This is a genomic window from Neobacillus terrae (genome assembly GCF_011393025.1).
GTDB lineage: Bacteria > Bacillota > Bacilli > Bacillales > Cytobacillaceae > Neobacillus_A > Neobacillus_A terrae.
Map to the genome: position 1 here is coordinate 68,452 of NZ_JAAOEO010000010.1, position 17,384 is coordinate 85,835.

The window sequence follows — 17,384 nt, forward strand, 5'->3', positions numbered from 1 at the left end:
TTCCAATTTAGATGACGCCTGCATTTCTCCATGCCAATAGTTCGCTATCGGATGCTTTCAGCAAATCCTTAAGCACTTTATCAGTATGCTCTCCCTTTTCAGGAGCTGGTGTCCAAGTTCCTGTATGAATTCCACTATGCATCTTTATATGTCCTCCGCTAAAAACTGAACCTTTTTCTAAAAAATATGGATGCTTAGCAAGCTCCCCTGTTTCCAGGACTGGTGCCAGGCAGCAGTCTGTTTTCATACCAAACTCAATCCATTCTCCTAAATTCCTGCTTTTAAAAAGTTCGGTCATTTCCCTGTAGACGGAATTATCCATTAATTTCGGAGAAAACTGGGCGGGGATCCAATCTTGCCGGCCGACACCCTGGCAAAAATAGTTCCAGAACTTTGGTTCCAAAGCTCCAAGGCTGACAAACCGGCCATCCTTTGTCTCGTATAAAGAGTACGAGACCACAGTTCCGCCTAGTACATCAATGCCATTCCCTGCTCCGGTTTCTTTTTCAACCATTACGTGGTTGACCATAAAAGAGGCCATCACTTCTGTAATGGAAATCGAATGATAGCTGCCCCGGCCAGTCAGGCCCCGGGAAACAAGGCCAGCCAGAATTCGTTCGTTGGCAGCCATTCCTCCGATAAAATCGGCAAACGTATTGGAGGGATGAAGCGGCTTGCCATGTTCGTCCTTTAGCTGGGCGAGCATTCCGCTTAAAGCCATATAATTAATGTCATGGCTTCCAAGTTCGCTTAGCATACCATCCTGTCCGTATCCAGAAATGGAGCAGTAGATCAGTTTGGGATTTACAGTTGCGGTCTCCTCATATCCAAGGCCGAGTTTTTTCATTACACCAGGCCGAAAGCTTTCGATCAAAACATCTGCTTCCTGTATAAGGCTTAGGGCAATTCCCCTTCCTGTTTCATGCTTGAGGTTTAACGTCACGCTCTTTTTTCGCAGGTTATTCGCCTCAAAGACGATTCCACTCCCATTCATTTGCGGACCTGTTGACCGGGCCGGGTCGCCGGAAGGAGGCTCCACCTTGATTACCTCAGCACCCATTTCAGAAAGCCTTAGTGTTGCGAATGGGCCTGGGAGATAGTGGCTGAAATCTAAGACAGTAACTCCTTGAAGTAAGCCACTTTTAAGCCTCTCCATTTTTCCCTCCAGCATCCTACTTTGCCCCCTTGTCTGGAAGAAACAACTCCTCCAGTTCCTTACGAAGAATAAACTTTTGGATTTTGCCGCTTGCATTCCTTGGAAGGGTATCAAGGAAAAAGTATTTACGAGGACGCTTGTAATTGGCGAGCTGATCACTGTTCTTGCAATATTCGTCGAGCTCTTCCTCCGTGACGGAAGCATCCTTTTTTACAACAAACGCCGTTACGGTTTCTCCCCAACGGTCATCCGGCTGCCCGACCACCGCTGCATCCAGGACACCTTTATGGGAATGCAGGATATCTTCGACTTCCCTCGGATAAATATTTTCTCCGCCAGAGATGATCATATCGTCCACCCGGTCCTTAACCCACAAATAGCCTTCTTCATCAAGGTAGCCAATATCTCCGGAATGGTACCAGCCATTGTATAAAGATTTTTCAGTAGCTTCTTCCCTTTGAAAATATCCCGCCATCATACATGGACCCTTTACGATGATTTCTCCCGTTTCTCCCGGAGGCATGATATCGTCAGGATCGGATGGGCTGTCCTCATTTGGGCGAACAATCCGGATTTCATGGTTTAGGCAAGCCTGACCAGCAGATCCTGCCTTTGTTAACTGATCTTTTTCACCAAGGAAAGTAATTGCCGGCCCCATTTCGGTCATTCCATATGCTTGGACAAGAGAGATTCCCAATTTGTCGTGACATGCATGGACAAGCGCAGGAGCCATAGGTGCTGCACCGTACAATCCAAGCTTCAGGCTGCTAATGTTGTACTCCTGTAAATCTTCTTGGAGGAGCATTTTCCACATCGTTGGCGCCGCAAAAAGCTTCGTGATGCCCTCTTCTTCAATTAGGTTGAGGACCTTTTTCGGTTCAAATTGATGAAGGATGACATTACTTGCTCCGACATGGACTCTTGGCAAAAAGGCACAGTGCAGTTCGGCACAGTGGAACATTGGTGCAGTCACAAGACCAACATCATAGGAATCCAGCCGCGTTGCCCCAATGACAACCAAGCTTTGTTCAACCATGTCCCTATGTGAATGGAGGACACCCTTTGGCCTTCCAGTTGTCCCACTCGTGTACATGATGGCATATAAGTCGTTTTCATCGATATCTGCTTCAGGTGTCATTTCCGGTGCATCAGCCACCCTTTCCTGATAGCTCGCAGCGTAATCTGGTACCTCCTTGTCAATGTACCAGAAGGCGATTTCAGGAAATCGTTTTTCAATTGCCGCAACAACCGGCTCAAGCACTTTTTCAAAAAGTACAACCTTTGGAGCTGCATCCTGCAGAATAAACGCAACCTCTTCGGGCGTCAGTCGGAAGTTAATCGGGTTAAAGACGGCCCCCATTTTAGTGCAGGCAAAATAGGACGTCGCAAGCTCTTCCGTATTGAATAAAAAGGTAGAAACGCGGTCTCCCTTTCTGACACCCTCGGCAAGCAAAGCGTTGGCCAGTTTATTAACCTGCACGTTCCATTCTTTGTATGTCCAGCGAACGTTTTTTCGCACATCATAAATGGCCTTTTTATTTGGATATTTCTGTACCGTCAAATCAAAGATCCTGCCAATCGTCGTACCCATTATTATCCCTCCGTTTTAATTGATTTTTTTAACATCAGAATGGTTCAAAAAAGGCTCTAGTATAGCGTTGCTTTAATCCAGTCGTTCGATGATGGTGGCATTGGCCATTCCGTGGCCTTCGCACATTGTTTGCAGTCCATATCGTCCGCCGCTGCGTTCCAGCTCGTGCATCATGGTAACCATCAGGCGGGCGCCGCTTCCGCCAAGCGGGTGGCCCAGCGCAATGGCGCCTCCATTTGGATTCAGTTTCTCTGGATCTGCTCCAGTCTCCTTCAGCCATGCCATAGGAACAGGCGCAAATGCCTCGTTAACTTCAAAAATATCTATCTCATCTATTGAAAGACCTGATTTTTCAAGTGTCTTAAATGTAGCGGGAATCGGTCCAGTCAGCATTAACGTCGGATCTGATCCGACAACCACACGGGTATGGACCTTGAAACGAGGCTTCAGTCCAAGCTCCTCCACCTTTTCACGGCTCATCAATAGCAATACAGCAGCCCCATCACTAATCTGGCTGGAGTTCCCTGCATGTATAACTCCATTTTCGCTAAAGGCAGGCTTTAAGCCTCCCAATACCTCAAGTGATGTTCCTTCACGCGGCCCGGAATCCTTGGAAAACACACTTCCATCTTCAAGCTCCACCGGCACGATCTCCCGATCAAAATATCCTTCTGCCTGTGCACGTAATGCTTTTTGATGGCTTTCCAGAGAGAACTGGTCAAGCTCCGCCCTCGTAAATCCATAGTTTTCCGCAATTCGCTCAGCGGATAATCCCTGATGAATCATTTCATAACGATCTTTCAGCTGCTGACTGAATCCGGCTCCCTGATAATTCGAACCCATCGGTACACGCGACATGCTCTCCACTCCGCCTGCGATAACCACATCCATATCTCCGGCAAGAATGGCCTGTGCTGCAAAATGGACTGCCTGCTGGCTTGACCCGCACTGGCGGTCAATCGTGGTACCCGGCACCTCAATCGGGAAACCAGCAATCAGTGCGGACACCCTGGCAATATCTCCTGCCTGCTCGCCAGCTTGGGTAACACAGCCTAAGATAACATCCTCAACCAACTTGGGATCAATCCCTGCCCGCTTCACCAATTCCTTTAATGCGATAGCTGCCAGGTCATCCGGACGGATATCCTTTAATGCTCCGTTTCTTCTCCCAACTGCAGTTCTTACACCTTCAACAATCACAACTTCTCTCATTGGTTTCTCCTCGCTTTCATTTATAGACCCAGATTTTTAGCAATGATGACTTTCATAATTTCGTTGGTCCCTGCATAAATACTTGCTACCGGAATATCTCTGTACCGCCTGGCAATCTCGTATTCTTCCATATAGCCATAACCACCGTGAAGCTGCATGCACTCTGTGGCTATTTTCCTTGCAGCATCGGTCAGTTTCCACTTCGCCATCGATACTTTGGTCACAATATTTTCTCCAGCCAAGTGCTCCGCTATCAGCGAGTCAAGGAAAGCTCTGCCCATTTCAATATCAGTAGCCATCTCGGCCATTTTAAATTGTGTGTTCTGGAACTGCCCGACAGGACGGCCGAAAGCCTCCCTGCTTTTTACATATTCGAGCGTCATCCTGAACATCTCCTCAGCCGCAGCCTGGGCGGCAATCGCGACAAGAAGTCGTTCCTGCTGAAGCTTTTCCATCAGATAAGTAAAGCCCTTCCCTTCTTCTCCAAGAAGATTTTCTTTCGGAACTCTGCAGTCCTCGAAAATCAGCTCAGCGGTATCCTGGCAATGAAGACCAACTTTGTTCAGTTTCCTTCCCCTAGAAAAACCCGGTGCGTCTCTTTCCACCACAATAAGGCTGACTCCCTTGTGTTTTGGATTAGCGTTTGGATCTGTTTTACATGCTACGACCACCAAATCTGACTGAATTCCATTTGTAATGAAGGTCTTTTGTCCATTGAGAACATAATGATCTCCTTCAAGCCTCGCCGTTGTTTTGATATTCGCAAGATCAGAACCAGTACCTGGCTCTGTCATAGCAATGGCAGTAATGATTTCTCCTGTCACACAGCTTGGCAGCCAGCGTTGTTTTTGCTCCTCGGTTCCATAGGAAACAATATAAGGTACGACAATATCACTATGAAGGCCAACGCCGACTAACCCCGAGCCAACCCGCTCCAGCTCCTCGTTAATTACTGCAGAAAACCCCCAATCCACTCCGCTTCCTCCATACTTTTCATCCGTATCAGGGCAAAGAAAGCCTTGTTCACCCATCTTCCTCCAAAAAGAACGAGGAATCAGCCTGTCTTCTTCCCATTTTTCATAAAAAGGGGCAGCTTCTTTTTCTAAAAATTTTCTTAATGATTTACGAAAAATCTCATGGTCGTCAGTTAAAAATGGATGCTTCACGTATCCGTACCTCTTTTCAATTTTTTTATAAATCACACAGTAAGTCCGCTCATTTTTTTGCGGAGCTGATATTTCAGGATTTTACCTGATGCATTCCTTGGCAGTTCTTTTTCGAAGAAAATATGACGCGGCACCTTATAGCCAGCCAGCCTTTGCCGGCAGAAGCTTCTCAGTTCCTGCTCTTCAACCTCAGCGCCTTCCTTTAAAACAATGACTGCAGATACAGCTTCTCCCCATACCTCATCGGGAACACCAATAATGGCAGCTTCTAAAATCGCAGGGTGTTCATATAGAACCACTTCCACTTCCGCCGAATAGACATTTTCCCCACCTGAGATGATCATGTCTTTTTTTCGGTCGACAAGGGTCATATAACCTTCCTCGTCAATCGTCGCCAGGTCACCGGTGTATAGCCATCCATCCTTGAAGGTGGCCTTTGTCTCTTCAGGCTTTTTATAATATTCCTTCATAATGGTTTCACCTCGGAGGATAAACTCCCCAACAGACCCTGGCTTAATATCTTCGCCGTTTTCATGAACCACACGGGCTTCAGTCAAAAACATCGCCTTGCCACCTTTCCCGAGGTGACGTTTGTGGCTTTCCGGATCCAGTACGATTCCTCCCGGACCGGCCTCTGTCAGGCCGCATAAATTGTAAAAACGGTCAGTCTTGAATGCTGCGATGCTCTTTCTTACAAGTTCAGGAGGCATAGGTGCAGCCCCGTACCCACATCTTCTAACAGAGGAAAGGTTATAATCATCCACATTCGGAACCTGAAGCATAAAATTGTACATGGCCGGCACAGCAAAAAAGTTGGTAACTTTGTGCTCCTGAATGGCCTGCAAAGCCTTCACCGGATGGAAATCCCGGTGAACATAATGCCCTCCGCCAAGAATCACTCCTGAAATCATAAACAAATTCAGCTCGGCTGAGTGGAAGAGTGGTGCAAGGTGCAGGAAAACCTCATCCTGTTTGAGCTCCATATTAACAAGCATCACGAGGCTGACATTAAAAATCCTTTGATGGTCAAATAATGCTCCTTTCGGCCTTCCTGTCGTACCTGATGTATAAAGAATTTCCAAATCATCAGATGCAGAAATTTCTATTTCAGGTTCATTCACATTATCAGAAAGGATATTTTCATATTTCAGTATTCCTTCTCTGACAGCATCTCCGACCGAAATCACAGTTCGGATTTTAGTCCCTTCTTTCGCTTTCATTAAGGTTTCCTCAAACTCGCTGTCACAAATGACGAGAATAGTGTCGGATTGGCTGAAGATATACTGGACTTCGTTCGCTGCCAGCCTAAAATTAACTGGGACGACTACAGCACCAATTTTGGCAGCTGCAAAAAAGGAAATCATGAAATGGTCGGAGTTCTTCATAAAAAGGGCAACCTTTTCTCCTTTTTTAACGCCAAGGCTGATTAAACCATGTGCAAGTCGGTTTACGGACGTGTTGAATTCACCATATGTATAAGTCCGTCCTTCACACTCCACTGCAAATCTTTCAGGAAATTTCCGTGCGTTTTGGGCCAGAAAGCCGCCGATATGCATTTGCCATCCCCTCCTAAATTTTCGTTCTCTTTTATTCAATGCAATTATTGTGCCAATTTTCTAAAAACAACTACTATCCGTTTCCAGCATCTTATATGGTCATTTCCTGTTTTCATGTCTGACAGAAAAAGAAAAAAGTGTCCGATTAATGGACACTGTTATTGAAGCTGGTACTTTTTAATTTTTTCATATAAACCGGAACGGCTGATTCCCAGCATCCTAGCAGCCTTCGCTTTGTTTCCCTTCATCTCGTCCAGCGCATTTCTGATTGCTTCAAGCTCTGCATTTTCAACAAGCGAAATGGCCAGAGCGGGTTTCTTTTCAGACAGTGTTTTCAGCAAATAATCCGGCAAATCCTCCATCTGAATTTTTCCATGCTCTGCGAAGGTCATCCCCCGTTCAAGTATATTCTTTAGCTCCCTGACATTTCCCGGCCAACAATAATGGAAAAGTGAACTCTTCGCCTCGTCCTCTATTCCTGTTATGGCTGTTCCGAGCATTTTGTTTAGCTCTTCTATCAGCTTCTGTATTAAAAATGGGATATCTTCACGTCTTTCCCTAAGAGGAGGAACATTTAGAGAAATAACGTTCAAACGGTAATAAAGGTCTTCCCTAAACGTACCGTCTGCCACCATCTTCTCCAGGTCGCGATTCGTTGCGGCGACAATCCTTACATCCACATGGACTTTCTTCGTTCCTCCAACCCGGTAAAACTCCCGCTCCTGAAGGACTCTCAGCAGCTTTGCCTGAAGCGTCACGGACATGTCGCCAATTTCATCCAAAAACAGCGTTCCCCCGTTTGCGAGATCAAACTTCCCAAGCTTGCCCTTTTGCCTCGCCCCAGTAAAAGCTCCTTCTTCATAGCCGAAAAACTCTGATTCTAACAGTTCCTCCGGTATCGCTGCACAATTGACGATAACAAATTTCCCGCTGGACCTCGCACTGCTATTGTGTAGCGCATGCGCAAACAGTTCCTTGCCAGTTCCGCTTTCACCCCTAATGAGAACAGTCGAGCGGCCCTTTGCAGCCTTGGCGGCACTGCTTTTTAGTTTCTCCATGTAAGGATTAACGCTCCATATTTGATCCCATGTATACTTGGCCGTTTCCGCCTTGCTGTACTGCTGCTGGTAAAAATTTGCTTTACTTTCAGCACGCTGCAGTCTTTTGAACATTTCACTGACTTCATTCAGCTGCCTGAACATAACTTTTCCTAATGCGCCAATAACCTTTCCGCCCTCCAATATCGGAATCCGATGGACAATGTATTTTATTCCATTGATCTCCATGAAATCACTGATCTCTGCACTCTCGCTTTTGTAAACACGGCTAAGCTGAAGCTCCGGAAGCACTTTTTCCACTGGTTTATTTAATACATTTGCTTCCTGAAGGCTGAATAAGTCCATGAGTGGAGGGTTAACCATCCTAATCCGTCCATTTTCATCCGCCATTAAAATGCCGTCATAAGCATTTTCAAGAGCGGTTTCAAGCGATTTTTTTAATCCTTTCACTGTTTGAAGCTCGGATGCCATTCTTTCGATTTCTGATGTATCTCGAAAAAGAATAATATATCCGGCTTCATAGGATGAAAGAGTGGCAACAGTATTAACTCCCTCAACATTGCAGGATATGAAGGACTCTTCACCTGAGAAAATAGCTCCTAACTCAGGGAAGACCATATCGGCTCTTCCGCCAATAAGCTGTTTTCCGCTCATTTCATGCAGCTTCGGATTAATAAAAGAGATGCTTCGATTCTGATCCGTCACAAGGACACCCATATTGGTATGTTCCAAGATCGTCTCCAACTGATTTTTTAAATTGCTTACCGATTCAAGAAGTGACATAACCATATCTGTTTTGGTCAAAATGCCAGATACTGTCCCATCATCATTCAAAACAATCCCGTTGCCGACCTTACTAGACTTTACTATTTCTTCTATCTGTTCAGAAGGTGTAGAGATGCTAATCGTTTCGACCTCACGCTTTATGTATTTTTCAATTGAATCTTTTAAATGACAGCCATCCTTAATCATTCGGTACATGCTGCTTCGTGTAAAAACCCCGGTTGGCTGCTTTTTTGAATTCATTACAGGAAGCAGGTTAACTTTTTTTTCATACATCAGCTCAATGGCTTCATGCAAAGTCATTTCCTCTGTTACTACAAAATCAATCTCCGTCATGATCTCTCTTAGCTCCATGTCACGCCCCCCTATCAATAAATCAATTTTACCATTTTTTGAATTTTTTAAAAATGATGGTTGATATGACGTAAAAATAAAAAAACACTCGCCGTAATAACCAGCGAGTGGACTAAAATTTTAAACTAATACTATATTTTTCTTTTTAATTTCTTTGTTTACATATTTCCTGTTTTTATATAGGAAGTTAACTAATTCTTCCTTTGCAAATTCCGTTTCGCTAAGGTCGCAATAATTAAGTCCTTTGCCGTGAATCGTCCATTGATCTTCTATTTCGTAAAACATCAAAGTCCAATCGCCATTCCGAGTTACATCTTCAAATACGAAATAATACTTTTTACCATCATCATCATAATCAGCAACATTCTTGAAATGGCTTAGAAAGTTCTCGACATCTTTTTTGTTCACAATCGATTTCATCTTCTCTCACCTTTCATATTAACTCTTTCTAGCATTATACCAAATATGAAATCTAATTCCATTTAATATACTTTAAACATCGAGCTGTTAACTTTACTGTTGATTTCCGCTCCTGCGGGGTCTCCATTGACCAACCTTAATAGTTAGGATAATCATTCCTTTTCAAAAACTTTCAATTTTAGGTATAACTTTTAACTTTAATAAATCTCATCTTTAATTTTCAATAACTTCTTATATTTTGGATCATATTTTTCCAGTTTTAATAGATTCTCAAAAATGCATTGAGCTTTTTGTATCTCATTTGCTAAAAGGTAAATTTTTAGAGCAGTGATTAAATTGGAATGATATTTTATTCGTTCGTTAAAATCCAAAAACGCCTGGTCCAGATAATGAATGGCTTTTTCATATTCCTATAAGGAACCATATAGGAGCCCAAGTTCAAGCATTAAGCCTTTCTTTTCAAAGTATGAAAAATGATGATTTGCTTCTAAAGCTTCTTTTAAAATTTTAATAGATTTCTTTTTATTAAAGGGATTTACTTTAGAATCCCCGTATAATTTTAAATAGTCGTTATATGTAACAGGAGGTTTGTTTAGGCTCTTATACTTTACTAGTCGATAACTAATTATAATAAAAAATAAAATAATAAAGAGTATAAAGGCCATGTTGTTTACCCCGTTTTATAAGAAAAATTAAAATCCCATTGCCAACTAATAGCACATTGCAAAAAATATTTTTTATCTTTTTTGATTAATTATCTTCATTATTCTCTTAAACTCTTTAATAATGCTTCCCACCATAACGAAAGAAAAAATAATGAAAAGAGCACCTTTCAATTTATAGGCAAGTTCTGAATAAAAAAACATAGCGCTGCCAACGCTCAAAGAAAAAAGCAGAAGGACTGTATCCCTTAAAAAGTCTGATTCTATTTTCAAGAAAGCTTTTATTTTTTCCATGTATTTTCCCCTTGACTAATTTATCCTATATTAACAAAAAAGAGAAAATAAAAAAACCTGATCCTGCTAAAAATAAACGGTCGTATATCACTTTAAAAAATTAAATTTAATGGTAAAATTAACCTTATAGGAGGTAAAATTCAATGAGTCTCCCAAAATGTTCAAATTGCAATCATCAATTTAAGTGGATTTCAATTTTTAAAAGACTATGGAAATTTAACCAAGTCATAGGGTGTCCAAATTGTAAAACCAAGTTGTATCCCAGTTCAAAATTTCGAAATAAAGTTAGTTACCTTTCTCTCCTTTGCCTCTTCGTATCATTTGGATTACAGATATTTAATATCCCTAATTTCGCATTAATCCCACTGATAGTAATTCTTTGGGTTTGTTTGGTTCTAACGATGCCTTATATTTATTCGTTTGATAGTAAAGAAAGACCGCTTTGGTAAATGGGAACGGAGAAGTGTCGTTCCTTTTAGACATAAAATATCCCTGCCTTAATAGATACCTCGATTTCATGAATCGAAATCCCTTTATATTCCTCCTTAAGAACATACGACTGAACTTTTAGGAACCAAATGTTCTTAATAAGCCTTATTGAGGACAAACTCTTCCTTATCTGGATGCTGAAAGTTCTTAATGAACCTTTTTTATGAAAAAATCCTAGATTTTAATGGCGAAATTACCATTTTACTCCTTGTTGAGAACATTCGAATGCACTTTTAGTTGTCAAATGTTCTTGATAAGCCTTATTGAGGACAAACTCTTCCTTTTCTGAATGCAGAAAGTTCTTAATGAACCTTTTTTTTTGAAAAAATCCTTGATTCTAATGATGAAATTACCATTTTATTCCTTGTTAAGAACAAACGACTGCACTTTTAGTAGTCAAATGTTCTTTATAAGCCTTATTGAGGACAAACTCTTCCTATTAAGGATGCCAAATGTTCTTAATATATACTCCCCCAGAATTTTTAACAACCCGCTTATAGTCCATAAGAATTTCAACAAAAAAGTGCATTAATCCTTCTTGGATCAATGCACCCGGTACTTGAACTAATAAATTTATTCGCTTTTTTGAAATAGAGCAGTCATTAAACCTTTAACCCCAAATACGTCACTTGGTGGGTTTACTTCTTTCATTTTTCTCATTTCGATTACTTTAAAATCTTTAAAAATCGAAATTAACTTTTCCTCTGAATAACCCAATCCACCTTTTAGGCTGAGCAATCTATATACTTCCCAATCTGATATCTCCGCTCCCCCTAACTCTCCATTTGGAATAAAACAAGTTAAGCAAAGAAACCATTTGGTTTTAACGCTTTTTTCACTAAGTTTAAATAACTTATTCTTCGGTGGGGAGCAATATGATGAAAGCAGCCGGAATCATAAACAATATCATAAACTTCTTCATCCATTTCTAGGTCAAATATGTTTGCTTTAATAAAATTTACATTCACATCCCTTTCGATTGCACGCTCCCTAGCCCATTTAATGGTTTCATGAGATAAGTCAACTGCATCAACTGTACATCCTTTTTCTGCTAAGAAAATTGCATTCCGTCCAGGACCACAACCTAATTCAAGAGCTTTTCCTGATTTGAGTAAATTATTTTTAAAGTAACCTACTAAATTTTCATCAGGAGAGTTCACAAAAAAAGGAATACCCTTTTCTCGGTCTAAATAAAATTTATCCCAGAATTGAGTGGGTTCACGCATCAACGAATCTAACATTTTCAATACATCTTCATAATCCAAAATAGTTTCTTTCAGCACTATGAATCCCTACTTTACAATGAAGTTTGTTTCAATAAGTATACTAAAATTTTCCTATTCTTTATTTACATCCGTATTAAAATTACATTAATTCCAGAGATAATGTTATCTAAGACTGACGTTTTTTATATGAAAATAAGACACTTAGAAATACCTTTTTAATCCTAATAATAGGAATAAATAGTAGGTTATTCCTTTTAGTAAAAGTTCTATATTAAGCTATTATATTGGTTAAAAGCGATTCATTAATTGTTGAACGACAGGATTTTGTTACAAATATTGCATTAGTGTTACAGAGATTATATTTTTTTACTTAAAAGCTTCCTTTGATTGGAAGGTGGGTCTTTGGCTTATTCTTTTGTCACTTGAACAATCTTAAATTATAAGTAAGAATTCCTCATCTTTTAACCTCGTAACGGAACATTTTTTCTTCCTTTCGAACTCTTTTAACCTTTCTTCAATGGACCTGATGACGGGTCAGGAAATAAATCTTTCCTTCCGTAATACGGAAAAAGGGGGTTATTTGTAATTCCTATCGATGTTAAATTATGTATTTCCACAGTATTCATCTCTGGTGTGAAAAAATCTACAACTTCTATATTGGGTCCTAGTATAATAGCTCCAGCACTTACTCCCACAATTACAACATTTTGTATTGTTAATTTCTTTAACACTATGTCTGCTCGCTTTTCTTCAAGTGGTATAGCATAGAAAAAGGATTTCCTCCGTTTATGTAGATAACTTCATAATTTAAAAGAATATCGGTTGATCAAATTCTATATCGGTAAAATCACCATGCCTAAACCCCATATTTTTTAAATCTTCGTTTGCTTTAACAGCATATTTATTATGTTGCTTCTCTAAAGATGCAGTAGTAATGATAGTTACCTTTTTATTCTCTAAATGACCATTAAAAAATTTGTATAAACCGCCGTTTAATTTCATCTGTAATGAAGCCCTTTGATATATGTAGAACCTTAGACATAAAATATACCTGCCTTAATAGATTCCTCGATTTCATGAATCGAATTCCCTTTATATTCCTCCTTAAGAACATACGACATCACTTTTAGTAGTCAAATGTTCTTAATAAGTCTTTGAGGACAAACTCTTCCTTATCTGGATGCTGAAAGTTCTTAATGAACCTTTTTTTTGAAAAAATCCTTGATTTTAATGATAAAATTACCATTTTATTCCACATTGAGAACAAACGACTGCACTTTTAGAAACCAAATGTTCTTAATAAGCCTTATAGAGGACAAACTCATCCTTTTCTGAATGCAGAAAGTTCTTAATGAACCTTTTTTTTGAAAAAGCCCTTGATTTTAATGATAAAATTTCCATTTTATTCCTTGTTGAGAACAAACGACTGCACTTTTGGGAGTCAAAAGTTCTTAATAAGCCTTATAGAGGACAAACTCTTCCTTATCTGGATGCTAAAAGTTCTTAATGAACCTTTTTTTTGAAAAAATCCTTGGTTTGAATGATTGAATTACCATTTTATTCCTTGTTGAGAACAAACGACTGCACTTTTAGGAGTCCAATGTTCTTAGGAAGCCTAATTGAGGACAAACTCTTTCTATTAAGGATGCCAAATGTTCTTAATATATACTCCCCCCAGAATTTTTAACAATCCGATTATAGTCTATAAGAATTTGAACAAAAAAATGCATTAATCCTTCTTGGATCAATGCACCAGTTACGTATGGTTAATTGTTTTTAGGTCTTTACTCATCTACTGATATGACGTCTACTATATGCAGAGCGTCTCCTGAAAAAATACAAAACATGTCGGTAACAGAACCATTTAACTTAGTGTTTCGTACTACTAAGCCTTCGTATCCCTGACGGATTAGATATTTGCGGAATTCTGTATTGGCTTCTTCCTTATTTAAAAGAATCGCTTTATCCTTCCAGGTTTTTTTGGCTCCTAAATAATCACAATATTTGTCTCGTTCTTTCATAAACAAATCATATGTATCCTCATAATCAGAATGGTATTCCTTTAGATTTGGTTCATCCATATATACCTTGTATATAAATCCTCTTACTTCCCTGTCAAATTGGACTACTTTTGGTTCCCCATCCTCCCAAAATTCGGTATCCGATTTTTGGATCACCGTTTCGGTTCCGAATGCAAACGGCTTTGCTGATTCGGTATCAGAAGTGAACCAAATCCCAATCGTATCAATATCGTTACTTAATTTTTGAACAAGTATTTCTTTATTAAACTGTTCAATTTTCTTTATAGAACCATGATAAACGATCATACGCATACCCTCCTTTATTATGGTTCCCCATTTCTTTGGCTTCATTAATCGAAGAATGTATTTTAGAAAGTGTAAAAATTGGATTTTCAGTCTAAAAAGGGATAATCTAATAAAATCACAATAAAATAAATTCAAATGATATTGGAAGGGAATTAATCATGATAGCTAAGACAGAAGAAGATTTTAACGGATTAAAAGAAATTGGAAAAATTGTTTCCTTGATTCGCGAGGAATTAAAACAAAAGACAGTTCCGGGTATAACTACAAAGGAACTGGATGAAATAGCGGGCAAGCTTTTTGAACAGCATGGTGCGATTTCTGCCCCAATGGGAGAATACGATTTCCCTGGATATACCTGTATAAGTGTAAATGAAGAAGTGGCACACGGCATTCCAGGCAGCCGTGTGATAAATGAAGGCGATATAGTAAATGTGGATGTTTCAGGCTCCAAAAATGGTTATTTTGCCGACACTGGCATCTCTTTTGTGGTTGGTAAAGGTGATCCACTTTTAACAAAAGTATGCGAAACTGCTGTTGAAGCCTTTGAAGCTGGTTTAAAAAAAGCGAAGCCCGGTTCTAAGAAAAGCGGACTTGGCAAAGCAGTAGTTGCTACTGCAAGGAAAAATGGACTAACTGTTATCATGAATCTTACGGGGCATGGAATAGGACGGACCATACATGAGGCCCCTGACCATATTTATAATTTTAATGAAACGTGGGATGACGAGCTTCTAAAAGAAGGAATGGTTATCGCTTTTGAACCGTTCATCTCAACCCGTGAAGAGGAAGTTTTTCAATACGAAGATGATGAATGGACTTATGTAACAGAAAACAGCTTTGTAGCCCAATGTGAACACACCATCATCCTTACAAAAGATGGTCCGATTGTTATCACCTTATAGTTATTATAATTGACAAAAAAGATGCAGCTTCAGCCGCATCTTTTTAATTTCTTCTTTTTTCAGCCTGCTGCCTTCCATGTCAGTTAGATCCCTTTTTAATATTCCTTAGCTATTGATCCAGTTCTGGATTTTTATGGTAATATACATTTGAGGTGATACAATCATGAATAGATCCAGGGCTTGTGCTGCTCTTATTAAGGATAATTGTATCTTAATGGTGAAAGAAGTATATCCTGATAAAACTTTCTGGACATTGCCGGGAGGTGGATTAGAAGCTGGAGAAACTTTCGAGGAAGCGGTAATTCGAGAGGTAAAAGAAGAGGTAAACTTAAATGTAAAAGTAGATCGACTATTATTCTCCTACTCCTATGATGCGGGAGAAGTAAGATGCTTTTTAGTACATTCTATAGATGGCAAAATAGCGACGCTTGGATTTGACCCCGAGGCTGGCAGCAAACAAACTCTATCAGATGTTAAATGGCATACTTTAGAGGAAATGAAAGATGATTTACAAGTATCAAAAGTGATTGATTCTTTAAAACTGCTCGAGTATAAATTTTTATAAATGGCTCTGTTATTAATCTATTTAAACCGCTAATTTGAGAGAAAAGAAAGATGTGATATTTTGAAGTTTTTTGTGGTGGTATTTGTTTCTATATTGTTCTATTTTGGAATCGCTTATTGGCTGACCAGGAAGTTTGACATTAATCGTAAAAATGAAAAAAGTGGGTTTGAATCAAAATGGGGATTTATTATTTTTCTTAGTTTATTTGTACTGGGAGGAATCTTTGTAGTCAAAGGAATAATCGGAGGTTTTCCTGTTTTAATTTTCATACTTTCTGCCATAGAGGCCATACGGGGAGTGGAAAAGTATCGCATACAACGAAGCAGTAATCTTCACTTGGTGCATGGAGTCACCTCTGCTTATATGGTTTTCATAGGAATATCCTATTATATTTTCTTTACTAATTAGAGAACGTGACCTAAATGATTTTTTGTGAATCTTCATTTTTACCCTCGCTAAAGTTAATAAAATAAACTTAATTTAATAAACTTAATATCCTTTTCCTTCTTATTTTATTAACCTTCCCTTTTATTTAAATGGCTTTGGTAATCTTGCCTGTTGATTTCCACACCGGGGCAATGTACTGCGGGGTCCCCCTTGGACCGATTAGCCTGCAGGAATTTATCATTTAACTGCGAATACCTATTATTAGAACATTAAAGGGGGCGGTTTTTATGAAAATTACTTTAACTCTACGGTGGTCCGGTTTTTCATTTTAAAGTAAAGGAGTTTTTTTATTGAACCAAGCGCTATTAGTTATTGATGCTCAACAAGAATTGATAGAAGGTAATAAGGCTGAGGAAAGTGTATTCAAAAAAGATGAACTTCTCAACAATATTAATACCGTTATAAGTAAAGCTATAGAGTTGGATCACTTGATAGTATTCATACGGGACCTGGATGTTGCGGAGGGCAAAGGCATGGGATTTGAAATTCATCAAGAGATCAAGGTTCCCCCTTCTGCTAAAATATTTGATAAAAAAGCAACGAATTCCTTCTATGGAACACCATTATTAGAGGAACTTAAAAAGAACCAAGTTGAACATCTAGTTATAATGGGATGCAAAACTGAACACTGCATTGATACAGCTGTAAGGGCTGCGACCGTAAGTGGATTTGATGTTACACTTGTGGAAGACGGACATTCAACAACTAGTAACACCATACTATCTGGGGAACAAATTATTGGTCATCATAATAAAGTCCTTCATGGCCATTACAATGTCGACCATTTTTCAATGGTGAGAAAGACCGAAGTGGATTTATTCCAGCCTCTCCATGACAGCAATAGATAACAATTAGATTGGCAATATTGGAATAAAAAGACCAGGGGAATGTAATTTTCTGGTCTTTTTTCTGTATGTATGAATCAGCATCTTAATTCACTAACGGAAAAGTAATCTCAACGAGAGTGCCTTCATTTAGCTTACTTTGATAATAAATGTTCCCTTTGTGTTGTTTTATAATTTTATGGCAGATCATTAATCCCAGACCAGTTCCCTTTTCCTTCAATGTATAAAAAGGTTCGCCTAAGCGAGGCAGTAACTCTTCAGGGATGCCTCAGCCCTCGTCCTGGATACTAAGGACACAATGACATTCTGACTCTTTTCTTAACTGAATTTG

17 protein-coding genes and 1 pseudogene are annotated in these 17,384 nt (G+C 39.5%); 5 read left to right on the top strand and 13 right to left on the bottom strand.

Going from position 1 to position 17,384, the window contains the following annotated elements:
- Positions 1-7: 7 nt before the first annotated feature.
- The 8 genes from G8761_RS15405 to G8761_RS15440 form a co-directional block, all read right to left on the bottom strand.
- Positions 8-1,171, bottom strand: coding sequence for a CaiB/BaiF CoA transferase family protein (locus G8761_RS15405; RefSeq protein ID WP_243450045.1), 1,164 nt, complete (start codon positions 1,169-1,171; stop codon positions 8-10).
- A 1-nt stretch (position 1,172) separates the two neighbouring features.
- Complete coding sequence (locus tag G8761_RS15410; protein ID WP_166028202.1) at positions 1,173-2,747, bottom strand: fatty acid--CoA ligase; 1,575 nt, start codon at positions 2,745-2,747, stop codon at positions 1,173-1,175.
- Between the two features lie 72 nt (positions 2,748-2,819).
- Positions 2,820-3,959, bottom strand: coding sequence for a thiolase family protein (locus tag G8761_RS15415; RefSeq protein WP_166028204.1), 1,140 nt, complete (start codon positions 3,957-3,959; stop codon positions 2,820-2,822).
- A 20-nt stretch (positions 3,960-3,979) separates the two neighbouring features.
- Positions 3,980-5,125 carry an acyl-CoA dehydrogenase family protein gene (locus G8761_RS15420; RefSeq protein ID WP_166028417.1) on the bottom strand — a complete coding sequence of 382 codons (1,146 nt, stop codon included), beginning with the start codon at positions 5,123-5,125 and terminating at the stop codon, positions 3,980-3,982.
- A gap of 32 nt (positions 5,126-5,157) precedes the next feature.
- On the bottom strand, positions 5,158-6,681 hold the full coding sequence (locus G8761_RS15425) for an acyl-CoA synthetase (RefSeq protein ID WP_166028206.1): 1,524 nt from the start codon (positions 6,679-6,681) through the stop codon (positions 5,158-5,160).
- Positions 6,682-6,839: 158 nt separating this feature from the next.
- The gene (locus G8761_RS27655; RefSeq protein ID WP_166028208.1) at positions 6,840-8,876 is read right to left on the bottom strand and encodes a sigma-54-dependent Fis family transcriptional regulator; all 2,037 of its coding nucleotides are present in this window, start codon (positions 8,874-8,876) and stop codon (positions 6,840-6,842) included.
- Between the two features lie 120 nt (positions 8,877-8,996).
- Positions 8,997-9,296: a hypothetical protein gene (locus G8761_RS15435; protein ID WP_166028210.1), complete on the bottom strand. Its 300-nt coding sequence runs from the start codon at positions 9,294-9,296 to the stop codon at positions 8,997-8,999.
- A 737-nt stretch (positions 9,297-10,033) separates the two neighbouring features.
- On the bottom strand, positions 10,034-10,252 hold the full coding sequence (locus tag G8761_RS15440; protein ID WP_166028212.1) for a hypothetical protein: 219 nt from the start codon (positions 10,250-10,252) through the stop codon (positions 10,034-10,036).
- 143 nt (positions 10,253-10,395) lie between these two features.
- Between G8761_RS15440 and G8761_RS15445 the strand changes: the two genes are divergently transcribed.
- Positions 10,396-10,701, top strand: coding sequence for a TIGR04104 family putative zinc finger protein (locus tag G8761_RS15445; RefSeq protein ID WP_166028214.1), 306 nt, complete (start codon positions 10,396-10,398; stop codon positions 10,699-10,701).
- A gap of 613 nt (positions 10,702-11,314) precedes the next feature.
- On the opposite strand, the pseudogene G8761_RS15450 reads toward G8761_RS15445, so the two are convergent.
- From G8761_RS15450 to G8761_RS15460, 4 genes and pseudogenes are all read right to left on the bottom strand, one after another.
- A pseudogene (locus tag G8761_RS15450) lies at positions 11,315-12,021 on the bottom strand (class I SAM-dependent methyltransferase).
- A 449-nt stretch (positions 12,022-12,470) separates the two neighbouring features.
- Positions 12,471-12,698 carry a Type 1 glutamine amidotransferase-like domain-containing protein gene (locus tag G8761_RS27280; protein WP_338000967.1) on the bottom strand — a complete coding sequence of 76 codons (228 nt, stop codon included), beginning with the start codon at positions 12,696-12,698 and terminating at the stop codon, positions 12,471-12,473.
- Between the two features lie 76 nt (positions 12,699-12,774).
- The gene (locus G8761_RS27285) at positions 12,775-12,969 is read right to left on the bottom strand and encodes a hypothetical protein (RefSeq protein WP_243450046.1); all 195 of its coding nucleotides are present in this window, start codon (positions 12,967-12,969) and stop codon (positions 12,775-12,777) included.
- 782 nt (positions 12,970-13,751) lie between these two features.
- Positions 13,752-14,294 (bottom strand): hypothetical protein, encoded by a 543-nt coding sequence (locus G8761_RS15460; RefSeq protein WP_166028216.1) that lies wholly within the window; start codon positions 14,292-14,294, stop codon positions 13,752-13,754.
- 158 nt (positions 14,295-14,452) lie between these two features.
- Between G8761_RS15460 and map the strand changes: the two genes are divergently transcribed.
- The 4 genes from map (at position 14,453) to G8761_RS15480 (ending at position 17,056) form a co-directional block, all read left to right on the top strand.
- Complete coding sequence (map, locus tag G8761_RS15465) at positions 14,453-15,196, top strand: type I methionyl aminopeptidase (RefSeq protein WP_166028218.1); 744 nt, start codon at positions 14,453-14,455, stop codon at positions 15,194-15,196.
- 163 nt (positions 15,197-15,359) lie between these two features.
- Positions 15,360-15,761: an NUDIX domain-containing protein gene (locus G8761_RS15470; protein ID WP_166028220.1), complete on the top strand. Its 402-nt coding sequence runs from the start codon at positions 15,360-15,362 to the stop codon at positions 15,759-15,761.
- A gap of 60 nt (positions 15,762-15,821) precedes the next feature.
- Complete coding sequence (locus G8761_RS15475; protein WP_166028222.1) at positions 15,822-16,169, top strand: hypothetical protein; 348 nt, start codon at positions 15,822-15,824, stop codon at positions 16,167-16,169.
- Positions 16,170-16,498: 329 nt separating this feature from the next.
- Positions 16,499-17,056, top strand: coding sequence for a cysteine hydrolase family protein (locus G8761_RS15480; RefSeq protein ID WP_166028224.1), 558 nt, complete (start codon positions 16,499-16,501; stop codon positions 17,054-17,056).
- An 82-nt stretch (positions 17,057-17,138) separates the two neighbouring features.
- Here G8761_RS15480 and G8761_RS15485 read toward each other — a convergent pair whose 3' ends face one another.
- Complete coding sequence (locus G8761_RS15485; RefSeq protein WP_420800261.1) at positions 17,139-17,318, bottom strand: ATP-binding protein; 180 nt, start codon at positions 17,316-17,318, stop codon at positions 17,139-17,141.
- Positions 17,319-17,384 lie beyond the last annotated feature (66 nt).

Coding starts and splice junctions, on each gene's coding strand:
- G8761_RS15460 (WP_166028216.1), bottom strand. CDS start 14,294: ATGATCGTTTATCATGGTTCTATAAAGAAAATTGAACAGTTTAATAAA.
- G8761_RS15440 (WP_166028212.1), bottom strand. CDS start 10,252: ATGGAAAAAATAAAAGCTTTCTTGAAAATAGAATCAGACTTTTTAAGG.
- G8761_RS15405 (WP_243450045.1), bottom strand. CDS start 1,171: ATGCTGGAGGGAAAAATGGAGAGGCTTAAAAGTGGCTTACTTCAAGGA.
- G8761_RS27655 (WP_166028208.1), bottom strand. CDS start 8,876: ATGGAGCTAAGAGAGATCATGACGGAGATTGATTTTGTAGTAACAGAG.
- G8761_RS15410 (WP_166028202.1), bottom strand. CDS start 2,747: ATGGGTACGACGATTGGCAGGATCTTTGATTTGACGGTACAGAAATAT.
- G8761_RS15435 (WP_166028210.1), bottom strand. CDS start 9,296: ATGAAATCGATTGTGAACAAAAAAGATGTCGAGAACTTTCTAAGCCAT.
- G8761_RS15425 (WP_166028206.1), bottom strand. CDS start 6,681: ATGCATATCGGCGGCTTTCTGGCCCAAAACGCACGGAAATTTCCTGAA.
- map (WP_166028218.1), top strand. CDS start 14,453: ATGATAGCTAAGACAGAAGAAGATTTTAACGGATTAAAAGAAATTGGA.
- G8761_RS15470 (WP_166028220.1), top strand. CDS start 15,360: ATGAATAGATCCAGGGCTTGTGCTGCTCTTATTAAGGATAATTGTATC.
- G8761_RS15415 (WP_166028204.1), bottom strand. CDS start 3,959: ATGAGAGAAGTTGTGATTGTTGAAGGTGTAAGAACTGCAGTTGGGAGA.
- G8761_RS15445 (WP_166028214.1), top strand. CDS start 10,396: ATGAGTCTCCCAAAATGTTCAAATTGCAATCATCAATTTAAGTGGATT.
- G8761_RS27285 (WP_243450046.1), bottom strand. CDS start 12,969: ATGAAATTAAACGGCGGTTTATACAAATTTTTTAATGGTCATTTAGAG.